The sequence below is a fragment of the Humitalea sp. 24SJ18S-53 genome (genome assembly GCF_050632385.1).
In the GTDB taxonomy this organism is placed as follows: Bacteria; Pseudomonadota; Alphaproteobacteria; order Acetobacterales; family Acetobacteraceae; genus Humitalea.
This window is the reverse complement of the sequence record NZ_CP192599.1, coordinates 1,929,156-1,949,081: the sequence shown is the minus strand read 5'-3', so window position 1 is coordinate 1,949,081 and position 19,926 is coordinate 1,929,156. Positions and strand designations below refer to the sequence as shown.

The following is a 19,926-nucleotide window of genomic DNA, read 5'->3' as shown; positions in this document are numbered from 1 at the left end:
TGGCGGAGCAGAGGCCGGGCGGGTAATCGCGCCCGGCGCTCAGGCTTCAGAATCGGCTGGCGAAGCGCAGCATGCCCTGGTTGGCCTCATACCCGTCGTCACGGCGGAAGTAGTCGTAGACCGCCTCCAGCGACCAGGCCCGCGTCGTGCAGTTGCACGACAGCAGGGTAAGGCCCGCGCCGACGTTGAACGTATTGTCCGACGTCCGTTGCCCCGGGACCACGAAGGACGACGACCCGACCGCGCCGAAGGAGGCCGTCTGCGTCATCGTCGGGTTGGAGAACTGGTGCAGCCACCGCGCATGCAGTTCGGGCACGAAGGTGATCCCGCTGCGCACGAAGGGATAGGCGGCCCGCCCGCCAAGGCCGGATTCCAGGAAGTCGTAGCTGCGCGATTGCACATTCAGGTTGAGGTCGCCGGCGCCTGTCTCATTGTAGGCGTCGATGTCCACCCGGGTGTATTGCAGCGACGCAAGCGGCGTCAGCCGAACGCCATTGGCCACGAAGTTGTACCCGGTGGTGCCATAGGCCGTGTAGTCCTGGCCGCCGTAGCTGCCCTGTGCCGCGCGGTAGACACCCGGAAACGACATCTGGCGAGAGCTGGTATAGTCGTTCCAGCCGACCGACAGCGCGCCATTCACGAACCAGGCCCCGCGTTCGTGACCGACATAGGCGGTCGCGACATAGGAGTCGAAGACCGTGCGGGAGTCGAACGCGTTGCCGTCGATCGTGCTGCGCGCGCGGCCGATGCTGACGCCCGCGCGGGTGTTCGGCCCAAGCGCCATGTCGTAACCGATCATCGTGCCGATGATCTGGTCCTTGTAACCCGTGACGGAGCCCTCGGTATTCTGGCTGCCGGCATAGCCGAAGCCGTTCATCCAGGCGCCGCTGCGTTGGTTGTTGTCGGTACAGGCCGCGCTGTCACGCTCATCGCGGCGTTCACCCGGCTGGTCGGCGCCGGGCTGGTTGGCAAAGCCGCACAGGAAGGTATCCAGCCGCGGCAACCACAGCGCCTGGAACTGCCTGGTGCGTTCATAGGTCACCAGCGGCGCCACCAGATCGGTTCCGGCCGGTGAGAAACTGGCCACCGCATTGACCACCGCCCCCGCGTCGGACAGGTCGTTGACCGCGGCCAGGACCGTGGTCAGGTCGGCCGAGGGCGTGACGGTGGTCACGAAGGGCACCAGCACCGGCACGATCGCCTGCGCGACCGGCAGGAGCGGCGTGACGGGGACAACGATGGGCGCTACGGGCGTCACATCGGCTGGCTCGCCCGGCACCACGACCGGCGGTACGACCGGGGGCGTGATCGGGACCAACAGCGGGATGCCGGTGGTGCGGATCGTCACCAGCCCGGCATTCGTCCCGGCCAGGGGCACGGCTGAGAAAGTGTAGAGTGGGTTGGTCGGGTTGCGCACCGCGACCTGGACGACGCTGCCGTCGGTGCCGCTCTGCACCGTGCCGGCGCGCGTCTGCACGATGTTGAACTGCGTGCCGACCGGGATCAGCGCGGTCGAGGGCACGGTCACATTGATCAGCAAGGTGGAGCCGAGGTTGGTGCTGCCGACCGGGCGGATGTTGCCGAATACTGTAGGCCCCGCCAGCGTCGTGTTGATGACGCCGCCCGGCCCGCCATTGGCGATGGTCAGCGCGCCGCCCACGTTCAGCGTGTTGGTGCCGAGCGAGAAGGCATAGGCGTTCGCCGCCCCGCTGATCGTCGCGGTCACGCCGGCCAGGTTGCTGCCGCCGACGACATTGATCGATCGCAGCCCGACGGCGCCACCGACCGCGCCATCCAGCACGCTGCCGCCGGCCATCGACAGGGTGCCGGTCTGGGCGCCCGCCGTGGTGGTCAGGGCGCCGATCAGCGTCGAATTCAGCCCCAGCCCGATGATGCCATCGCCGGCGAAGTTGGTGGCGGTGATGTTGGTCGCCCCGCTGTCGAAGTTCACCGTGCCGGTGCCGACCACGTTCAGCGTCGTGGCGAAGACATTGCCGCGGAAATTCGTCGTGGTGCCGTCATTGCCGGCGGCGATGCCCAAGAGGAAGGGGCCGCCCGGCTGGGTCTGCCCGATGGCGCCATTGACCGTCGAACTGCTGTTGAAGACGACATTGCCCTGGCTGGACGCCGCGGTGCCGATGGCGACCAGGCCCGGGGTCAGCGCGGTGTTCAGGGTGTAGATGTCGGTGCGCGGCCCGCCGACGACGCCAACCGCCAGGGCGCCCGTCGTGCCAGAGGCCGACATGTCCACGCCACCCAGGATGCCGGTCGCATTCAGCGGGGTCACGCCCGGACCGACCGCGGTCTGTCGTTGCGCGAAGGCATCGGGTGCAAAGGTGCCGATCGCGCCGATCAGCGCCGGCAGGAAGCTGATGCGTCTCATGAATCCGTATCCCCAACAAAAAAAGAGTAATAAAAAAGCATTTGCCGTCCTATTTTCAGAAAAATAGACAGAAAACCATCCGTAGTGGCCTTGTTGCTTTTGCGGTGGTTTTCAGTTTGCAAATAGGTAGTCGCATTTGTATTCGAGCTCAATCTGGACTTCGAAGATTAGGAAAAAAAACGATGGATGTTTTACGTATATTTTTTGTGTGATATTATTGCACCTTATCCGATCGCCTACTCGTGGGCTGACTTGGCCGGTAGGAGGGGCTAACACGACAACGGCTCATTTTGGGATTTTCTGAATCACCGGGTGGCCATGATTTGAGAGGTTATGGACGTTAGTTTGGTTGATCTGGGCGATCGAGCCAAAAGATGACGGTGGCGGCGAGAGTCATGGCGCAAGAAGGTGTGTGCGCAACGGTCGTAGCGCATGGCGACGCGGCGCCAGTCCTTGATCCCGCATTGACTCTGAGATGGTGCGACGCGCCATCCACCTACAGCCTGCACAACAGCCTCGACGACCGCTTCATTCGGCGGAGCCGACTGGGCGTTTTCGACCGCATTTTCGAGGATTGACAGGCCGAGCTGGTGACCCGGATCGGCTGATAATTGACAGCACGCACCTCAAAGCCCACCAAACCGCCGCCAGCCTGCTCAAAAGGAGCAGCAGATCGGTTGCGTTTGCCAAACAAGTGTGTTCGGGCATGCCGCACTGAGGCCCGGTGCAATCAGCTCCTACAACCGCAGGAGCTTCATCCACTGCGCCGCCATCCCAGCCACGTACTGCATCTGCACTGCTGGCCCGGCACCCTGTGGGCCCGGGCCACTCACTAGACAGTCCAACCAGGGACAGACCCCGGCCGACATGAAAACGTGCCTACCGTCGCTCGGGATAAGTGAAGGCGGGACGCGCCTTCAGGTTGTCGACTGTGGCACCTGGAAGCATCCAGCGTTCCCGATCGGCATTCCAACGCAGACCACTCAGCGGGATCGCGATGTATCGCTCCCCCATGCCTAAAAACCCGCCGACGGAAAGCACAGCAATTGTCGCGCCACCGGCTGTGTCCACCATGAGATCGTGGACTTCGCCGAGGTTCCGGTTCATCTCGGCGGCGATCAGGGTGGTGCCCGAGCCCGAGAAGGGCTCGTAGACCGCCTGGCCGGGGGAGGAATTGTTCTCGATCGGCCGGCGCATGCACTCCACCGGCTTTTGGGTGCCATGGCTGGTCGCGGCATCCTGGTCGCGCGAGGGGATCGACCACAGGCTGGTTTGCTTGCGATCGCCCGACCAATGGCCGGTCCCGCCGCTGCGGACGGCATACCAGGCGGGTTCGTGTTGCCAGTGGTAGTGCCCGCGCCCGAGCACCAGCCGGTCCTTGGCCCAGATGATCTGGGCCCGGATGTCAAAGCCGCAGGCAGTCAGGCTCTCGGCCACGGTGGTGGCGTGCAGGGCGCCGTGCCAGACATAGGCGACGTCGCCCGGGAACAGCGCCCAGGCCTCCCGCCAATCGGCCCTGTGGTCATTCAAGACCTTACCCGTGCGCTGGGTCTGGCTGCCGGTGAGGGCGGCGTTGCGCCAGGCGGGGTCGTAGTTCACGCCATAGGGCGGGTCGGTGACCATAAGCTGCGGTCGGACGCCGGCCAGGACGGCGGCCACCACCTCCGGGTCGGTGCTGTCGCCGCAGGCCAGACGGTGGCGCCCCAGGCGCCAGACATCGCCCAGGCGGGCCACAGGCTGGGCCGGAACCTCGGGGATCTCGTCGGGGTCGGTCAGCCCGTCGCTGGGATCGGCCAGGAGCGTGCCAATTTCGTCGAGGTCAAAGCCGGTCAGGCCGAGGTCAAAGCCATCGGCCTGCAGATCGGCCAGCTCGATCCGCAACAGACCGTCGTCCCAGCCGGCGTTCAGCGCGAGCTTGTTGTCGGCCAGGACATAGGCCCGGCGCTGGGTGGGGCTGAGGTGCGACGATGCACCTCGGCCCTGTCGTCCTCCAGGGTCAGGAACACGCTGGCCCCGGCTGCCTCCGCCGGCACACACCCGCCCAGGGGGCCGAGGACGCCGGCCAGGTTACCAGCGACACGGTCTCGGGTGGCCGATGGCGTAGCGCCGGTCACGACGCGCGCCGATCCGGCGCTGGTGAAGGCACTGGCACGGGCGTTCCGGTACCAGCGCCTGCTCGACGAAGGGCGCTACGCCTCCATCAGCGAGATGGCAGAGGCGGAGAAGATCGAGAGGGGCTATCTCGGGTCGCTGCTGCGGCTGACGCTGCTGGCGCCTGATATCGTGGAATCGATCCTGGATGGACGGGCGTTGGACGGGTGCAGCCTGCCGATGCTGTTGGAGCCTTTTCCGACATGCTGGGCGGCACAGCGCAAGTCTCTGGTGCCCAGCTTGGCCTAGGGTCGCTGGGGCGTCGCCCGAATGCGAAGGGCGGGCAGTGGCTCTCGACGGTTTACACCTGTGCGGCGACCCTCCACTGGTCAGAGCCCTTCGGCAAAGCCCCCGCAGCAGAACCAAACGCTCCCGGCCCAGGCGCGGTAGGCCGCCGTCCTCCAACCGTTTCTCCGGGCTTCGAGGCAGCTGCGGTATCGTGCGAGGAGTTCGGCGCGCACGCCGTGTTCGCCCGACGCTGCGTGGACCAGGTCTAGCTGATGCCTTAGGTTGAGCAATTTCTCCGCACCTTGGGCCGCGTAGAGCTCCCCGAGACGTAGTATTGCAAAGTGGCGCCGCACACGGTGGGCAAGCACAGGATCCCAGTCGCTCGGCGCCGCCACCCGGTAAACGACAGCCGATGGGGCGCTCTCAATTACCTTCGCGGCCAGCCAAACCACACCGTCGATATCATCGTAGTAGGGATGCAACGCGACCTCTTCGGCCCTCCGAGGCAATGTATCTAGCTTTGCCTTGTTGCAGTCCGAGCAGGCTGGAACCAGATTCAGCGGGGCCACGACGAGCGTAGGGAACCACGCCTTCGGGAGGTGATGGTCGAGCGTGCTCGCCACACGCTGCTGGCAGAGGGGGCAGACGCCATTAGGTGCGGCGCCCAGAATAGTGTCGTAGACCTCCCGCCCTGGCGCCCCCCTGCGCGCCATCCGTTGAGTATACACTTTCCCCATCTCCGCCGCGGAAAGGGTCGGTACGGCCTCATCAACCGCGACTTCGTGTAACTTGCCGTGCGTCGTGGCCTGGTCGAAGCGGCCGGACGCGGCGTCAACGCTGTCTGCAGCGCCTGTGAGCCGCGCCTTGAGATCGGGATCGGACACCCGGCTGACGCAGAGACGGAAAACCTCACGCGCGCCGTGCCCCGGCCTGGGCAGCGACATCATGCGTCGTCGACCCCGTCCGCCTCCGCCTGCCTCGAGGCGATCATGGCCCGGAGCAGCGCTCTGGCCTCGCCGCCGAGCTCGCCGTTAAACTGCTCAACGACGCGGTCGAAGTCAGGAGCCTCGCGGACCGCATCGCGCAGCATGCGGTGGAAACCCGCCTCAGTGACCTCCAGGCCGAAAATTTCACGCGTCAGGACGCCGACGTTCTCGCCGAACGTCTCCACCTCTGGACGCTCGGCCTCCACATGCGCGCCCGTTCGGCGGACTTTCCAGACGCAGCTTCGCGGGATCTCCTGCAAGACCACGGGGGAGTGCGTCGCGACGATCGCAACCCCGTTTCTGTCAACCAGAAGATCCGAAAGCGCGCGGATGAAGGCCGATAGTAGCGGCGGGTGCAGGTGCCCCTCCGGCTCGTCAAGGAGTACGAGCGTTCGCTCACCTACGGTTTCGACAAGGCGGGTGATTGTCAGCAAGACGATCTTATGGCCTGAGCTGAGCTTCGCGAAGATCGCTGTGGCCTTCTCGCGCAGGCCGTCATCTGACTCGCCACCACCCGCCAGGTCGGTCACGGCCGCATCGTGGAAGATGGGATCCGCTTCCAGCTTCTCCAGAGCGCGCCTCCACCGCATGGCGCGCGTCCCCTGAGCCGATGACGCTGCAGGACCTCCAGGCCGTGACCGCCCAGCCAGAGGTGCGGAAGCTCGGCCGCGGCGAGGTCGCCGCGCTCGCACTCGCCCGCAAACTGCGGTCTGCCGTGCTGACCGAGGACCGAGGTGCGCGGCGGGCCGCGCCGAGGGTGGGCGTGGAGCCCGCGCAGACGACGCCGCACCTGCTCGGCTGGCTCCTCTACGAGGGGGAGCTGACGGATGGCGACGTGTCGGCGATCATCTCGGAGCACGAAGGCCGTATCGCGCCGAACCGCGGCCAGCTCACCGTCTACCTGAGACGGATCCACGAAGAGGCGTGTCGTTGCCGCTTATTGCGCGACGGACCGGTGATTCAAGGCACGCCCGCCGGATAGAAGGTCGCCATGACGCCATGCGAACCGGTAAGCCGCCGCAGTGTAACTGGCCTCTCTGCCACCGGTTGGCATGAAGATTCGCGCTCCCAGACTCGACCGACAGGCGATCGAAATCTCAACTTGTAGCTGCCACGCGCCAAGTAATACTCAGCGATTTCAATATGTTAAAGCTTGTGGGTTGAATCGTTCTACCCCCAAGCGCTGGAGAGAATCCGCCCTTCAGAGAGGGAATTTCGGCTTCATTCCGCTATCGCACCATCAAGGTTCACGCGGGAAACCTCAGGAAACCTGCGCCTCACGGCGTCGGTCATCGGGACGGAGAATGGTTGGAAGGACGCCTACTGGAGCTGGCAAAGGGATTCGAACCCTCGACCCCGAGCCCAGGCACTATAGTTGGCGGCGACGACAAAGCAGTGGACTTCCCCTCCCCCGGAAGCATTGCTGTGGAGGACGGGGCAAGCAGGTGAACCTGCCCCGCCAGCCCGGGTCATCTCGGGCTCGGGCTTGTGCAGGCGCTGCATTCCGCAGCCCAGCACGAGGACTGACCCATGACCAAGCAACTTTCGCTCTCCGTCGCCCAGGTTCTGATCCTGAGCACCGCCGCGCAACGACCCGATCACATGGTCCTGCCCTTCCCGTCGAGCCTGCGGGCCCGCGGCGCCAGCCAGCACCATCTCGTCACTTCCCTGATCAAGCTCAGCTTCATCGAGGAGGTCCTCACGCTGCTGCCCGCCTTGAGCTGGCGGCAAGATGAGCAGGGTCTCCTGCACGCCCTGCGCATCACCGCCGCCGGCCTCGCGGCGGTCGGCATCGACGCGCAACCGCTTGTGGCCGCTATGGCCGAAGTGGAACTGGCGCCGATCGCTCCCATCGCGGCGCCGGTCCCCCACGCGCCCGCTGCGCCGCAGGCTGTAGCCCCAGGCGGCAAGCTAGGCCGTGTGCTGGAGGCCGCGCAGGCAGAGGATGGCGCCACCCTCGGCGAGCTCATCCTCCTCACCGGATGGCTGCCGCACACCACACGGGCCGCACTGACGCGGCTGCGCCAGCGTGGCTTCGCCTTCGAGCTCAGGGACATCGCCGGCCGCAAAGCCTACCGCTTGAGCGCGGGCGCTGGCGCATGAGCGAGACGGCGCGCGGCCGACCGACGGAGCCGACCTCGCTCAAGCTGCGAGGCGAGCTCGATGCTCTCGCCGGCCTGTCTCTGGACCAGCTGCGGTCCGCATGGCAGCGCCTGCATCGGGCGGCGCCACCAGACCGGCTCAGCCGCGACCTGCTGGGCCGCGGTGTCGCTTACAAGCTGCAGGAGGCCGCCTCGGGCGGCCTCTCTCCGGCGGTCGGGCGCAAGCTCGCCAGCCTGACCAAAGCCCTGGCCACCGGCACGGCTCCGAGCAAGGCAGCGGCTCTGCGTATCAAACCGGGGGTCACCTTGATCCGCGAATGGCATGGCCGCACCCATACTGTCCGAGTGCTGCAAGACGGCTTCGACTATGATGGGCAGCGCTTTGCCTCGCTGACCCAGATCGCCCGGCACATCACCCAGGCGCATTGGTCCGGGCCACGCTTCTTTGGCCTGACCCGCGCAGCGCCGGGCGCGGGCAAGAGCCAGCATGGCGCCGATGCCTAGGGCGGTCACGCGGCCCCGCGCGCTGGCCAAGCCTTCGCCGCATGCATCGGACGTCCGCCGCTGCGCCATCTACACCCGCAAATCCTCCGAGGAGGGGCTGGAGCAGGCCTTCAACTCGCTCGATGCCCAGCGCGAAGCCTGCGAAGCTTACATCCGCAGTCAGCGGCATGAGGGCTGGATCGTGCTGCCCAAACTCTATGACGATGGCGGGCTGTCCGGCGGCACGCTGGAGCGGCCTGCCCTGCAGCAGCTGCTGGCCGATATTCAGGCCCGTCGCGTCGATCTCATCCTGGTCTACAAGGTCGACCGGCTCACCCGCTCGCTGGCCGATTTCGCCAAGATCGTTGATGTGTTTGACGCGCATGGCGTCTCCTTCGTCTCGGTGACCCAGCAGTTCAACACCACCACCAGCATGGGCCGGCTGACGCTGAACATGCTGCTATCCTTTGCTCAGTTCGAGCGCGAGGTTACCGGCGAGCGGATCCGCGACAAGATCGCCGCCTCCAAGCGCAAAGGCATTTGGATGGGCGGCACCGTGCCGCTCGGCTACGACGTGCAGGATCGCAAGCTGGTCATCAACCCAAATGAGGCGGAGACCGTCCGCCACATCTTTCGCAGCTACCTGGCGCTCGGTTCAGTACGGCTGCTGGCGGCCCAGCTGGCCGTCGAGGGCATCGGCAACAAGGTCCGTGCGGGTAAGCTGAATGGCGGCCCGGCACCGGTCGGCCGGCATCCGCTCTCCCGCGGCGCGCTGTATCTGCTGCTGCAGAACCGGGTCTACTGCGGCGAGGTGGTTCACAAGGGGGTCATCTATGCCGGCGAACAGCAGCCCCTCATCGATCCGGAGCTTTGGGCAGCAGTGCAAGACCGGCTGGCAAGCAACCGGACCGAGCAGAGCTCCGGCGAGCGGAGCCGCAATCCCAGCCTATTGGCTGGCCTCGTCTACGACGCCGCCGGTGACCGTCTGGTGCCGAGCCACGCCAACAAGGACGGCAAGCGCTATCGCTACTACGTCTCGCAGCCGCTGATCATCGGTAGCAAGCAGGCGACACCTCAGGGGATCCGCGTGCCGGCCGGCGATCTGGAGCAGGTGGCGGTGCATCGGCTGCGCACCTTCCTCCTCAGCCCGGCCGAGATCATCGATGCCCTGACTGGCATTTCACATTCCGCTTGCACGTCGGAGCAACGGCTGATCGCAAAGGCTGCGGAGCTGGGGCAGTCGCTGGCGGAGATGCGCCCCGTCGAGCTGCGTGGCCTGTTGCAGGCGCTGCTCGGCCGGGTCGAGGTCCTGGCCGATAGGGTCGCCCTGCATCTGCGGGCCACCACACTGCTGCAGCATTTGCTCGGCCAGCAGCTGAACCCTCCCCAGTTAGAATCATCCGATTCCGCGCAGGTGGAGCAGCCGGTCATCCTCTCGGTCAGTGCAGCGCTGCGCCGTGCCGGTCAGGAGATGGCGCTGGTGGTGGATCAAGCCGGCTCGACTGTCAGAACGGACGATGCGCTGGTGAAGCTGGTGCTCAAGGCACAGGGCCTGCGCAACCGGCTGATCGCCGACGACAGCACCAGCCTGACCGAATTCGCCGAACGCGAAGGGTTGAGCAAATCCTACGTCACCCGCCTGGCGCGGATCGCCTACCTCTCCCCGCGAATCGTCCGCCAGATCCTCGAAGGTCAGCAGCCCCCCGGCCTCACGGCGCAGGCCCTGATGCTGGATACCCGCCTGCCGCTCGACTGGCAGCAGCAGGAGCAGACGCTCGGCTTTCGCTAACCTTGAGCATGTCGAGTTCGTAACGGCTCTCTGCACCAGCCGCAGTTTGTAAGCATGGCGAACATCTCGCCTTCCCCATCGATGCCGTCTGCACGAATGATGCGTCAGGCGGCACTGCACGTTACGGCCGGAATTCGCATCGTCGTGCCCGGGTACTGCCAAAAGGCCCCTCAGAGACACCGCCGCGAAATCCCGGACAAGTCTCCGATTCCCGCGTCTCTCATAACCCGAACGCACCGAGCCGCACCGGCAAACCCCCGGACAACCGCCAGTTTTTCAGCGATCCACGGCACGACCCAGCAAACGGTGGAAACCCCCAGACTGCCTGGTTGGGGCGCCAGGATTCGAACCTGGGAATGGCGGCATCAAAGGCCGCTGCCTTACCGCTTGGCGACGCCCCAGCAGGCCGGCAGCGTTTAACCCGCCCTGCCCGCTTCGTGAAGCCCGCCGCCCCAGCTCCACCAGTTTTTGGGCAAAAGTCCCGCCGCGTCCCGCGCCGCAGCCGGGTCGGCGAAGACCCCGAAGCAGGTCGCACCCGACCCCGACATGCGGGCCAGCAGGCAGCCAGGCAGGCGTTCCAGCGCCGCCAGCACGTCGGCGATCACCGGTCGGCAGGCGATGGCCGCCGCTTGCAGGCCGTTGCTCGTGGCCGCCAATCCCGCCGCCATCGCCGCAGCATCCGGCCAGGACTCCGGCAGCGTGGCAGGGGCAGAAAATGCGCCGATCCGGGCGGCAAACACCTCGGGCGTCGCCAGGGTGACGCGGGGATTGGCCAGCACCAGGCCGAATCGCGGCAGGCTGGGGGCCGCGGCCAAGATATCGCCGATGCCACCAAAACGGGCCGGCACCGAGTCCACGCAGACCGGCACATCCGCCCCAAGGCGCGCCGCCAGCCCCGGCGGCACAGCGGCACAAGTGGTGCGGGCGACCAGCCGCAGGGTCGCCGCCGCATCGGCAGAACCGCCGCCGATGCCGGAGGCGATGGGCAGGTTCTTGGTCAGCCGCAACCCGCCGGAAAACCCCATCCCCCGCGCCGCGCGCAGGACCAGATTGTCGGGTTCGGCCACGAGCCCAGCCGCTTCGGGGCCATCGAGCGCCAGCCCGGGCCCATCATCCAGCGCGACCCAATCGCCGATGCCGGCAAAGACCACCAAGCTGTCAAGCAGATGCAGCCCATCCGCGCGCCGGCCGAGGACATGCAGGAAGAGGTTGACCTTCGCCGGCGCGGCTTCCGCGAGGCCGGTCACGGCGCCGGGCGCGGCTCCCCTCCGGCCTGGGCAGTCGGCACGGAGGGCCCGGCCAGCCCGTCGCGCAGCTTGACCTCGATGCGGGCGACATCACCGGGTTCGGGGTCGGTGTTCAGGGCACGGCGCCATTGGAACTGCGCCTCCGCCCGGCGGCCGGCCGTCCAATAGACATCGCCCAAATGGTCGTTGACCACGCTGTTGCGGGATTCCAGCTCGACCGCCTTTTCCATCCAGCGAATCGCGCCCGGCAAATCGCCGATCTTGAACAACGCCCAGCCCAGGCTGTCGGCGATATTGCCGTCCTGCGGGCGCAATTCGGCGGCGCGTTCCAGCATGCGCCGCGCTTCCAGCAGGTTCTGGCCCTGCTCGACCCAGGTGTAGCCCAGGTAGTTCAGGACATAGGGCTGTTCCGGGGCAAGTTGCAGCGCGCGCTGGAAATCCGCCTCGGCGCGCTGCCAGCGGCCGGAACGTTCCTGCGCGATGCCGCGGGCGTAGAACAGCGGCCAGTCGGCCGGGCCAGGGTTCGGAATACGCGACAGCGCGACGTCATAGGCGACCACCGCTTCGGGAAAGCGGTTGCGGGCGCGCAGGATATCGCCCAGCCGGGCGCTCGGCTGCGGGTTTTCCGGCAGCGCCGTGGACAGCACGAGAAGCGCGGCCTCGGCCTGCGCCGTGCGGTCCAACCGGTCGAGCAGAATGGCGCGGCGCAAGGCGACGACGGCGGCCAGCGGATCGCCGGCCGGGATCTGGTCGAGCGTCGCCAGCGCCGTATCCGGGTGGCGTTCATCGGCCAGCATGTCGGAGGTCAGCAGCAGGGCCGCCGAAAAATCAGGACGCAGGCGCAAGGCCATGCGGGTTAGCAACAGGCCGATCTCGCCGGCGCCCTGGCCACGCAGGGCTGCCGCCAGCGCAAGCTGCGCCTCGGCCATGCCCTCGACGGGGGTGGCGACGGCGCGGGTGGTCAGGATCTGGCGGCGCGCGGCGGGTGTATAGGCCAGGGCCAGATCGTCATTGCCGCGGGCGGCGGCTTCAAGCAGCCGCGTCGCCTCGGCCTCCCGCCCCGAGCGGACCAGGATGCCGGCGGCAATGGTCAGCAGGCGCAGGTTTGCTTCGGGCGATTCGGCAAGCGCCGTACGGATGAACCGTTCGGCATCGCGCTGTCGGCCAGCGATATCGGCGATCATCGCCGCATGCAGGGCATGGGTGCCGCGCAGGCGCCCCTGTTCGATATGCGGCCGCAGGGTCGCCAGGGCCTGGTCGGTGTTGCCCCGCCCCTGCTGCACCCAGGCGGTCCAGAGCGGGGTCAGCAGCCCGGTCGCCCCCTGGCGCGGCATGCCACGCAACCGCTGCTCCGCGCGGTCCCAACGCCCGGCCTGTGCATCGGCACCGATCAGCAGCAACACGGCGACCTGGTTGTCCGGCAGGCGGCGGGCCAGGCGGGTCGCATCCATCCGCCCGTCCATGACGGTCGCGAGGAAGGCGCGGGTCAGGATTTCGGCCTCGTTCGGCTCGACCCGCAGGGCGGCCATCAACTGGTCGGCGGCGGTGCGCGTATCGGTCTCACTGCTCGCGAAGCGGCCGGCGAGATACGGCCCGAAGGCACCGCTCGGGGGCGCGGGCGTGGCCGTGACAGCGGTCGTGCCGTCCGGCCCCGCAGCGGCGCAGCCGGCGAGCAGTGTCAGGGCAAGCAGGGCGAGACGGCGCGGAGCGGACACATGCGTCATGGGGTGCATCGTAACGTCCCCTGCGGTGCCACGCCATGGTCGCGACAGATTAGACACAGGGCGTGGCATTCCAGCCACAGGTGGTGAAGGGACGTCCTCCGAGCAATCCCCCGCCTATTCCTCCGCGGCCGTCAGGACGACATGCGGCGGGGACTGCACCGCGCCCGCACTCGGTCGTTCCAACCTTTGGAAGAACTGGAGGATCTTCATCAGGACCACGTCCTGGTTCACCTGAAAATTCACGCTGCTGAAGCCGCGCGCCCAGGGCTCCATGCTTCGTCCCAAGGCATCGAATTGCATGTCTTCGCCGAAAAGATCGGTGACATCTGCCGCATCCGTATAGGCGATGGCCGCAGGGTCTTCCTGCACGCGCTTATCTTCGTAGAGCCGCAATGGCTGGGCGTGCTTCAGGTTCATCTTCGACGCCAGGACGAAGCCCGGAATATTCGCGGCCCAGCGATATTTTGCCAGGCCGCCGCCATGCGGTGCCACGAACATAACGGCCTGGGACGCCCAGAATACGTTCACGGCCATCGATGAACCGATGCAGTCGACGATGCGCACACGGCGCGACGCGACATGATCCCTGATGGTTTGAACGACCGCATCCTCCCTTGCCAGCATCAGTTCGGAGGGGTCCGAACACGTGTGGGTCCGATAGGTGCCACGGCTGCGATCGCCATCCGGGGTGTTCATGCCGTCGATGATGAATGCCAGGCCCGGATCCAGATCAAGCAGGCGGTCGATCAAACTGCAGTAGAACTGTGCGAGGGTCGGCATGGTCCGATCCTGGAGACGAAGTCCCAGGACAATGAATCTCGCCCCCGAGGCCCCCTCGCCGCCGGCCAAGGTCAGGGACCGCAGCCGTTCGGCGCTCGCGACCAACTCGACCGCGCGGTTGGCGCGAACGGCCCGGACAATGCGATTGCGCGTGTCGCTCCGGACAAACATGTCCTGCAGGACGATCGGGAGGAGATTGTTGTTCAAGGCATCGATCGCAGCGCCGATGGTCGTCGATTGGGTGCGCAGGACACGCCCGCGGAACTCCGGGAATATGTCTTCGAGCGGCGCGTAGAACTCCACGTTCTTTTCGCTGCCGAGGGCGTATAATTTCAACAATTCCGGTGGCAGGCGACGGACGACAGGTACTGTCCGGGACATGGCTTCCATGTCTTTGCTGATGTGATTGCCCAGATCAGCGCTTTCGGGGGGCTGAAGAATGAGCGCGAAGCCAGGCTTGGCCTTGCCGGAGATCCCTCGCACCCCATGACGGGCCTCCCACAGCCGAAAAAACAAGACGGAACGGAAACGTTCAATGATATCGTGAACGTTCTTTCGTTTTTCTTTCCATTCATTTGATATGATTGAATCATCGCGTGGCGAAAATAAACAAACCGGCGACATTTGATTTTTATTTACAATTGTAACCAAAGCATACCAAACGGATTTGGTATTCGAATGCGTACACCGAAGCATCACGATTTGATTGTTCGCGACGATCGGTATGATATTTTCAGCCTGGATATCTGCCGACAAGCGCGGGCGTTTCTGCAGATCATCTGCCATCCAGCTCAGCGCGAAATCAGTCCAGCCCGTGTCCAGAGAGGCCAAAGCCGCCACCGGATCAAAATCATCGCGAGAAAATTCCTGAACATTATCATGATTTATTTTATTTTTCGGCGTTTCTCGATCCAATTCGAGCAATTTTGAAACAACCTTCGCGGCCGTCCATGAAAAACAATTCAGAATCTGATGCGCCCTTGAATGTGCAATGTCGAAGTCGGCAAGCACATCCACGACAAAAGGTGCAATCTTCCGATTAAAATCTTTCAATATCTCTTGAACATCATCCGTTTGAGGGTGATTTACGGCAGCATTCATATCATTTATTTGAATGACGCCATCGGCATTCGCCAACCACAGCAAATTCGCTTTCTTCGAATCCCTGACCTGGATCAGAAACCAGTCCTGGACGGCGAGCACGCCGACCGATGCCAAATCCACATCCTGCGATCCAATGACATGACCACGCCGATCGGAAATCTTTACAGGGCCAGTCGGCGCCTGAATGACCAGGTGATCAACGTAGATATCGACCTGAAGCCAATCATAACCGTGCCCGTCCATGCGGAACTCCATACACAAGATGCATCCCATCGACTGGAATGGTATTATCCGTTTCGTACCGCCGCCTATCTCACGACTGCCTCTCGCCCAGACGATATGGCCTAAGGATATCAATTGTCGCCTGAATGAAATGATAATTACGATGGCGGTCCGTGGGAAGGGCGTCAACGTCTCGTTTTCTGTTCTTCGGTAAACTTCTCGATGCCGCGCCTGTGTCTCGACACCCACGTGCCCGCTTGGCATCGTGACGTCCGATATAAAAAAATCGGAGGATTCCCTTGCGACGTTCCCTTCTGCTCCTGGGTTTTGGCGGCATGCTGGCGCTCGGCGGCTGCACCACGACGGGTGGTGGCGGTAACCAGATATCGACGCGCAGCTGCGATACGTCGTTCCGCGTGGTCAATCAGAGCAATTCAACCGTTCGCGAGGTTTATTTCAGCCACGCCTCGCTCAACGGCTGGGGCGTCGACCAACTGGGCGAACGCGTGCTGCAGCCGGGCCAGAGCCTCGCCTTCCGCGCCGCGAATACCGGCCGTTATGATTTCCGCGTGGTCTGGGCCAATGGGCGGGCGTCCGAACTGCGCCAGATCGACATTTGCCGCGCGGCCGTGATCACCGTCACCCCCAATGGGCTGCGCGCCACCTGATCAGGCGATCGCGCGCGCCAAAAGTTCGGCGCGCGGGACCAGGCGGGATGCGGCCTCATGCGTCGCCTCGGCCAGCACGGGTGGGGCGACGCCAGCCAGGCGCGCCTCCTCCCACCGCAGGGCGCATAGGCACCAGCGGTCGCCGGGCAGCAGTCCGGAGAATCCGTATTCCGGGCGCGGCGTCGACAGGTCATTGCCCCGCGCCGCGCTGAAGGCCAGGAATTCGGCCGTCATCTCGGCACAGACCAAGTGGCGGCCGGAATCCTCCGGCCCCGTGCGGCAACAACCGTCGCGAAAAAACCCCGTGATGGGCGCGACGGAACAAGGAAGCAGGGGCCCGCCCAGGATATTGAGGACGGGCGCCTGGTTCACGCGGCCGCCTTGATCGCGACGGCCCGGACGTCGTCGCCGACACCGGCCTCGAAGGCGCCGAAGTTCTTTTCGAACAACCCGACCAACTGGGTCGCGGTGCGGTCGTAGGCGGCTTTGTCGGCCCAGGCGCCGCGCGGGTTCAGCACCTCGGTCGGCACGCCGGGGACGGCGGTCGGGATCATCAGCCCGAAGAACGGGTCACGCACGAAATCGGCCTTGGCCAGCGAGCCATCCAGCGCCGCGCGCAGCAGTGCGCGCGTCACCTTGATGCTCATCCGGCTGCCGGTGCCATAGGCGCCGCCGCTCCAGCCGGTGTTCACCAGCCAGCAATCGGTGCCGTGGCGCCCCATCAGGTCGGCCAGCATGCGCCCGTACACTTCCGGCGGGCGCGGCAGGAAGGGCGCGCCGAAGCAGGTGCTGAACGTCGCCTGCGGTTCCTTGCCCAGGCCCTTTTCGGTCCCCGCCACGCGCGCGGTATAGCCCGACAGGAAATGGTACATCGCCTGCGCCGGCGTCAGCCGGGAGATCGGCGGCAGCACACCAAAAGCGTCGGCCGTCAGCATCACCACATTCTTCGGCAAGCCCGCCTGGCCACCCGGCACCGTGTTGGGGATGAAGTCGATCGGGTAGCAGGACCGCGTGTTCTGCGTCAGCGTCCCGTCGTCGAGGTCGAGGTGGCCGTGTTCATTGGCCACCACATTCTCCAGCACCACGCCAAAGCGGTGTGACGCATCCCAGATCTGCGGCTCGGCCGAACGGGACAGGTTGATGACCTTGGCGTAGCAGCCGCCCTCGAAGTTGAAGATGCCGGTATCCGACCAGCCGTGCTCGTCATCGCCGATCAACTGGCGCTCCGGATCCGACGACAGCGTGGTCTTGCCGGTGCCGGACAGGCCGAAGAACAGCGCCGAATCGCCATTCGGCCCCAGATTCGCCGAGCAATGCATCGGCAAGACGCCCCTGGCCGGCAGCAGCCAGTTCATCACCGTGAAGATGCTTTTCTTGATTTCGCCGGCATAGGAGGTGCCGGCGATGGCGATGATGCGATCCTTGAAGGACAGCGCGATGCAGGTGGTGGATTTGCAGCCATCCTCGGCCGGCACGGCGTCCAGTTCCGGCGCGTGCAGGATGGTGTAGTCGGGGGTGAAGCCCTCAAGCTCCGCCGCGGGCGGGCGCAAGAACATGTTGCGCGCGAACAGCGCGTGCCAGGCGTTGGTGGTGACCACGCGGACGCGGATGCGATGCGCGGGATCGGCGCCGGCATACAGATCCTCGGTGTAGAGTTCCGGCTGCGCGCCGAGGTAGCCACGCACGCGGCCGACGAAGGTGTCGAAATGCGCCCGGCTCATCGGCTGGTTGATCTTCCCCCAGGCGACGTCGTTCATCACCTCCGGGTCCTGCACGACGAATTTGTCGGCCACCGAGCGGCCGGTGTGGATGCCGGTCACGCCGATGAAGGCGCCATCCGCCGACAGCCGCCCCTCACCCCGCCGCATCGCGGCCGCGATCAGCGGCGCCGCGGTCAGGTTGGCATGCACGGCACCGGTTGCATGGACGCCGGTACCGGCAAGGAGGGTCTGGGTCGTGGCCATTGCGGGGATGCGCTCCGATTGCGTCGTATGTGTCGTGCCGTGAGATTACCCCAGGTAAGCCATGCGCGTCCATGGATGGGCAGGGTTGCGCCCCTCGCGGATCACATCACATCATGCGGCGCCCCGTCCCGCCCGTGCTGCCAGGACCAGCCCGCGGCGCACACCATCCGCATCCGCGACCGGGGCTTCGAAGTCCAGGCGCGCCACGGCTTCATCGGGGCCCATCAGGTCGCAGCCGTCCACATCCACGCCGGTCAGGCGCCAGGCGCCGGGCGCACGCCCCAGCAACCCCGTCGCGATCGCAGCCAGGGCATCGGCGTGGTCGGCATTCACATGGCCGATGATATCGGCCTCGGCCGCCTCCAGGGCCGCGACCGCCTGTGCGTCGGGCAACAGGGCGGCCAGCGGCAACCGGACCGCGCGGGCAAAGCCGCCGACCAGCAACGCGCCGCCGGGCCGCAGCCGCCACAACCCGAAATCGCCAAAATCGGCGTAGAAGGCGGCATAGGGGTGGCGTGTCAGCCAACGGTCCTTCAGCGCCGCGGCCTCGGCCGGCGGCACCTGTTCGGCCAGCGCGGTCAGCGTGACGCGGGGGGCGGTCTGCGGGTTCGGGCCATCGGCCAGGCCCGTCACCAACAGGGCGCAGCGCGGATCGCGCATCAGGTGGCGCGTGTGTTCCGACAGGGTCGAAAGCAGCAGCAGCGGCGTCAGGTCCCCCGTCATGGCCGGCGTCACCAGGCTGGCGAAGGGCTGGCCATCGGCCTGGGTCGCCAGGGTGGCGGCGGTGGCGCCACGCAGCAGGCGGCGCGCCTCGGCACCGGCGGCCACCGGATCGGGCCGTGGCGGCGGGCTCGGGGGTTCGTCGGCCATGGACGTATCCTTTCGGGGAATGGGTCGCGCGACCACCGCCGTTGCGCCACAATTGGGGCAGAGGCTAGCCACATGGCCAGCCAAGAGATTCGGAGCACCCCGGTGCCGCATACCATCGCGCTCGTCGATGACGATCGGAACATCCTGACCAGCGTGTCGATGACGCTGGAGCAGGAGGGTTTTGTCGTCCGCACGTATACCGACGGCGAAAGCGCCTTGCAGGGCCTGCTGGCCCGCCCGGTCGACCTGGCCGTGCTCGACATCAAGATGCCGCGGATGGACGGGATGGAGGTATTGCAGAAGCTGCGCCAGCGCAGCGCGATCCCGGTCATCTTCCTGACCAGCAAGGATGACGAGCTGGACGAATTGATGGGCCTGCGCCTCGGTGCCGATGACTACATCACAAAGCCGTTCAGCCAGCGCCTGCTGCTGGAACGCATCCGCGCGCTGTTGCGCCGGAATGAGGCCGGGCGCGCGGAAGCCAGCGGCCAGCCGGCCGGCGGCGTCATCGTGCGCGGCGACCTGGTGCTGGACGAGACGAAACACACCTGCACCTGGAAGGGCCGCCAAGTGCAGTTGACCGTCACCGAATTCCTGCTGGTGAAGGCGCTCGGGCAGCGCCCCGGCATGGTGAAGAACCGCGACCAGTTGATCGACGCCGCCTATGGCGAGAACATCTACGTGGACGACCGCACCATCGACAGCCACGTCAAACGCGTGCGCAAAAAATTCCGCGCGGTGGATGATGATTTCGCCCAGATCGAGACGCTCTACGGCATCGGCTACCGCTACAAGGAACCGTGATGCCTAATGCACGGCACCGCCCGAAAATGGGCTGTCCAGGCTGAACGGCGGCACCTGCGCGTCAAACGCCTCGCCGGAGGCCATGTCCTTCATCCGGTAGCTCCCGCGCATGAAGCCGGAGGAGGTCGGCAGTGGCGTGCCCGAGGTGTATTCAAAGCGCCCGCCCGGCGCCAACACAGGCTGTTCGCCGACAACGCCTTCACCCTCGACCCGCAGCGTGCGGCCCAGGGCATCGGTGATCAGCCAAGTGCGGCGGCGGAGCTGGACAGTACGTTCCGAGACGTTCTCGATCACCACGTGATAGGCCCAGACCCATTGGCCCTCGTCCGGATCGGAGCGTTCGTCGAGGAAGACGGGGCTGACCGTGATGCGCACGCCTTCGGTCGTCGCGGTGAAGTCGGCCATGGGCCCTGGAATGCCT

18 protein-coding genes and 1 tRNA gene are annotated in these 19,926 nt (G+C 65.8%); 7 read left to right on the top strand and 12 right to left on the bottom strand.

The genetic code is table 11. The features are described from left to right. Positions 1-46: 46 nt before the first annotated feature. Positions 47-2,383: an autotransporter domain-containing protein gene (locus ACQW02_RS09385; protein ID WP_431285007.1), complete on the bottom strand. Its 2,337-nt coding sequence runs from the start codon at positions 2,381-2,383 to the stop codon at positions 47-49. 879 nt (positions 2,384-3,262) lie between these two features. Beyond that, positions 3,263-4,264 carry a DNA methyltransferase gene (locus ACQW02_RS09380; RefSeq protein WP_431285006.1) on the bottom strand — a complete coding sequence of 334 codons (1,002 nt, stop codon included), beginning with the start codon at positions 4,262-4,264 and terminating at the stop codon, positions 3,263-3,265. A 207-nt stretch (positions 4,265-4,471) separates the two neighbouring features. On the opposite strand from ACQW02_RS09380, the gene ACQW02_RS09375 reads away from it, so the two are divergent. Continuing rightward, positions 4,472-4,783, top strand: coding sequence for a hypothetical protein (locus ACQW02_RS09375; RefSeq protein WP_431285005.1), 312 nt, complete (start codon positions 4,472-4,474; stop codon positions 4,781-4,783). 80 nt (positions 4,784-4,863) lie between these two features. Here ACQW02_RS09375 and ACQW02_RS09370 read toward each other — a convergent pair whose 3' ends face one another. Both ACQW02_RS09370 and ACQW02_RS09365 read right to left on the bottom strand, forming a co-directional pair. After that, positions 4,864-5,709 (bottom strand): HNH endonuclease, encoded by an 846-nt coding sequence (locus ACQW02_RS09370; RefSeq protein ID WP_431285004.1) that lies wholly within the window; start codon positions 5,707-5,709, stop codon positions 4,864-4,866. Further along, on the bottom strand, positions 5,706-6,278 hold the full coding sequence (locus ACQW02_RS09365; RefSeq protein ID WP_431285003.1) for an AAA family ATPase: 573 nt from the start codon (positions 6,276-6,278) through the stop codon (positions 5,706-5,708). The genes ACQW02_RS09370 and ACQW02_RS09365 overlap by 4 nt, the downstream gene beginning before the upstream one ends. 80 nt (positions 6,279-6,358) lie before the next feature. Here ACQW02_RS09365 and ACQW02_RS09360 point away from each other — a divergent pair, with 80 nt between their 5' ends. The 4 genes from ACQW02_RS09360 to ACQW02_RS09345 all read left to right on the top strand — a co-directional run bounded on the left by ACQW02_RS09360 (position 6,359) and on the right by ACQW02_RS09345 (position 10,122). Next, on the top strand, positions 6,359-6,730 hold the full coding sequence (locus ACQW02_RS09360; protein ID WP_431285002.1) for a hypothetical protein: 372 nt from the start codon (positions 6,359-6,361) through the stop codon (positions 6,728-6,730). 548 nt (positions 6,731-7,278) lie between these two features. Continuing rightward, the gene (locus ACQW02_RS09355; RefSeq protein WP_431285001.1) at positions 7,279-7,851 is read left to right on the top strand and encodes a DUF3489 domain-containing protein; all 573 of its coding nucleotides are present in this window, start codon (positions 7,279-7,281) and stop codon (positions 7,849-7,851) included. Then, entirely contained in the window at positions 7,848-8,354 is a 507-nt protein-coding gene (locus tag ACQW02_RS09350) for a DUF2924 domain-containing protein (RefSeq protein WP_431285000.1), read from the top strand. Before ACQW02_RS09355 ends, ACQW02_RS09350 begins: the two co-directional genes overlap by 4 nt. Beyond that, a complete protein-coding gene (locus ACQW02_RS09345) occupies positions 8,338-10,122 on the top strand; it encodes a recombinase family protein (protein ID WP_431284999.1) in 1,785 nt (594 codons plus the stop codon). Before ACQW02_RS09350 ends, ACQW02_RS09345 begins: the two co-directional genes overlap by 17 nt. Positions 10,123-10,448: 326 nt before the next feature. On the opposite strand, the gene ACQW02_RS09340 is transcribed toward ACQW02_RS09345, so the two are convergent. From ACQW02_RS09340 to ACQW02_RS09325, 4 genes are all read right to left on the bottom strand, one after another. After that, positions 10,449-10,523: transfer RNA gene (locus tag ACQW02_RS09340), tRNA-Gln, on the bottom strand. Positions 10,524-10,538: 15 nt separating this feature from the next. Beyond that, positions 10,539-11,369: a 4-(cytidine 5'-diphospho)-2-C-methyl-D-erythritol kinase gene (locus ACQW02_RS09335; protein WP_431284998.1), complete on the bottom strand. Its 831-nt coding sequence runs from the start codon at positions 11,367-11,369 to the stop codon at positions 10,539-10,541. Next, the gene (locus tag ACQW02_RS09330) at positions 11,366-13,093 is read right to left on the bottom strand and encodes a tetratricopeptide repeat protein (RefSeq protein WP_431284997.1); all 1,728 of its coding nucleotides are present in this window, start codon (positions 13,091-13,093) and stop codon (positions 11,366-11,368) included. The genes ACQW02_RS09335 and ACQW02_RS09330 overlap by 4 nt, the downstream gene beginning before the upstream one ends. A 114-nt stretch (positions 13,094-13,207) precedes the next feature. Beyond that, positions 13,208-15,232 carry a hypothetical protein gene (locus ACQW02_RS09325; protein ID WP_431284996.1) on the bottom strand — a complete coding sequence of 675 codons (2,025 nt, stop codon included), beginning with the start codon at positions 15,230-15,232 and terminating at the stop codon, positions 13,208-13,210. A 302-nt stretch (positions 15,233-15,534) separates the two neighbouring features. Here ACQW02_RS09325 and ACQW02_RS09320 point away from each other — a divergent pair, with 302 nt between their 5' ends. Then, the gene (locus ACQW02_RS09320; RefSeq protein WP_431284995.1) at positions 15,535-15,867 is read left to right on the top strand and encodes a hypothetical protein; all 333 of its coding nucleotides are present in this window, start codon (positions 15,535-15,537) and stop codon (positions 15,865-15,867) included. Here ACQW02_RS09320 and ACQW02_RS09315 read toward each other — a convergent pair whose 3' ends face one another. The 3 genes from ACQW02_RS09315 to ACQW02_RS09305 all read right to left on the bottom strand — a co-directional run bounded on the left by ACQW02_RS09315 (position 15,868) and on the right by ACQW02_RS09305 (position 18,701). Then, complete coding sequence (locus tag ACQW02_RS09315) at positions 15,868-16,239, bottom strand: DUF2237 family protein (protein WP_431284994.1); 372 nt, start codon at positions 16,237-16,239, stop codon at positions 15,868-15,870. It lies immediately after the preceding gene. Continuing rightward, complete coding sequence (pckA, locus tag ACQW02_RS09310; protein WP_431284993.1) at positions 16,236-17,831, bottom strand: phosphoenolpyruvate carboxykinase (ATP); 1,596 nt, start codon at positions 17,829-17,831, stop codon at positions 16,236-16,238. Before pckA ends, ACQW02_RS09315 begins: the two co-directional genes overlap by 4 nt. Positions 17,832-17,942: 111 nt before the next feature. After that, positions 17,943-18,701 (bottom strand): HugZ family protein, encoded by a 759-nt coding sequence (locus tag ACQW02_RS09305; RefSeq protein ID WP_431284992.1) that lies wholly within the window; start codon positions 18,699-18,701, stop codon positions 17,943-17,945. A gap of 72 nt (positions 18,702-18,773) precedes the next feature. Between ACQW02_RS09305 and ACQW02_RS09300 the strand changes: the two genes are divergently transcribed. Beyond that, a complete protein-coding gene (locus ACQW02_RS09300; protein ID WP_431284991.1) occupies positions 18,774-19,505 on the top strand; it encodes a response regulator transcription factor in 732 nt (243 codons plus the stop codon). A gap of 3 nt (positions 19,506-19,508) precedes the next feature. On the opposite strand, the gene apaG is transcribed toward ACQW02_RS09300, so the two are convergent. Next, a complete protein-coding gene (gene apaG / locus ACQW02_RS09295) occupies positions 19,509-19,910 on the bottom strand; it encodes a Co2+/Mg2+ efflux protein ApaG (RefSeq protein WP_431284990.1) in 402 nt (133 codons plus the stop codon). Between the last annotated feature and the right edge of the window lie 16 nt (positions 19,911-19,926).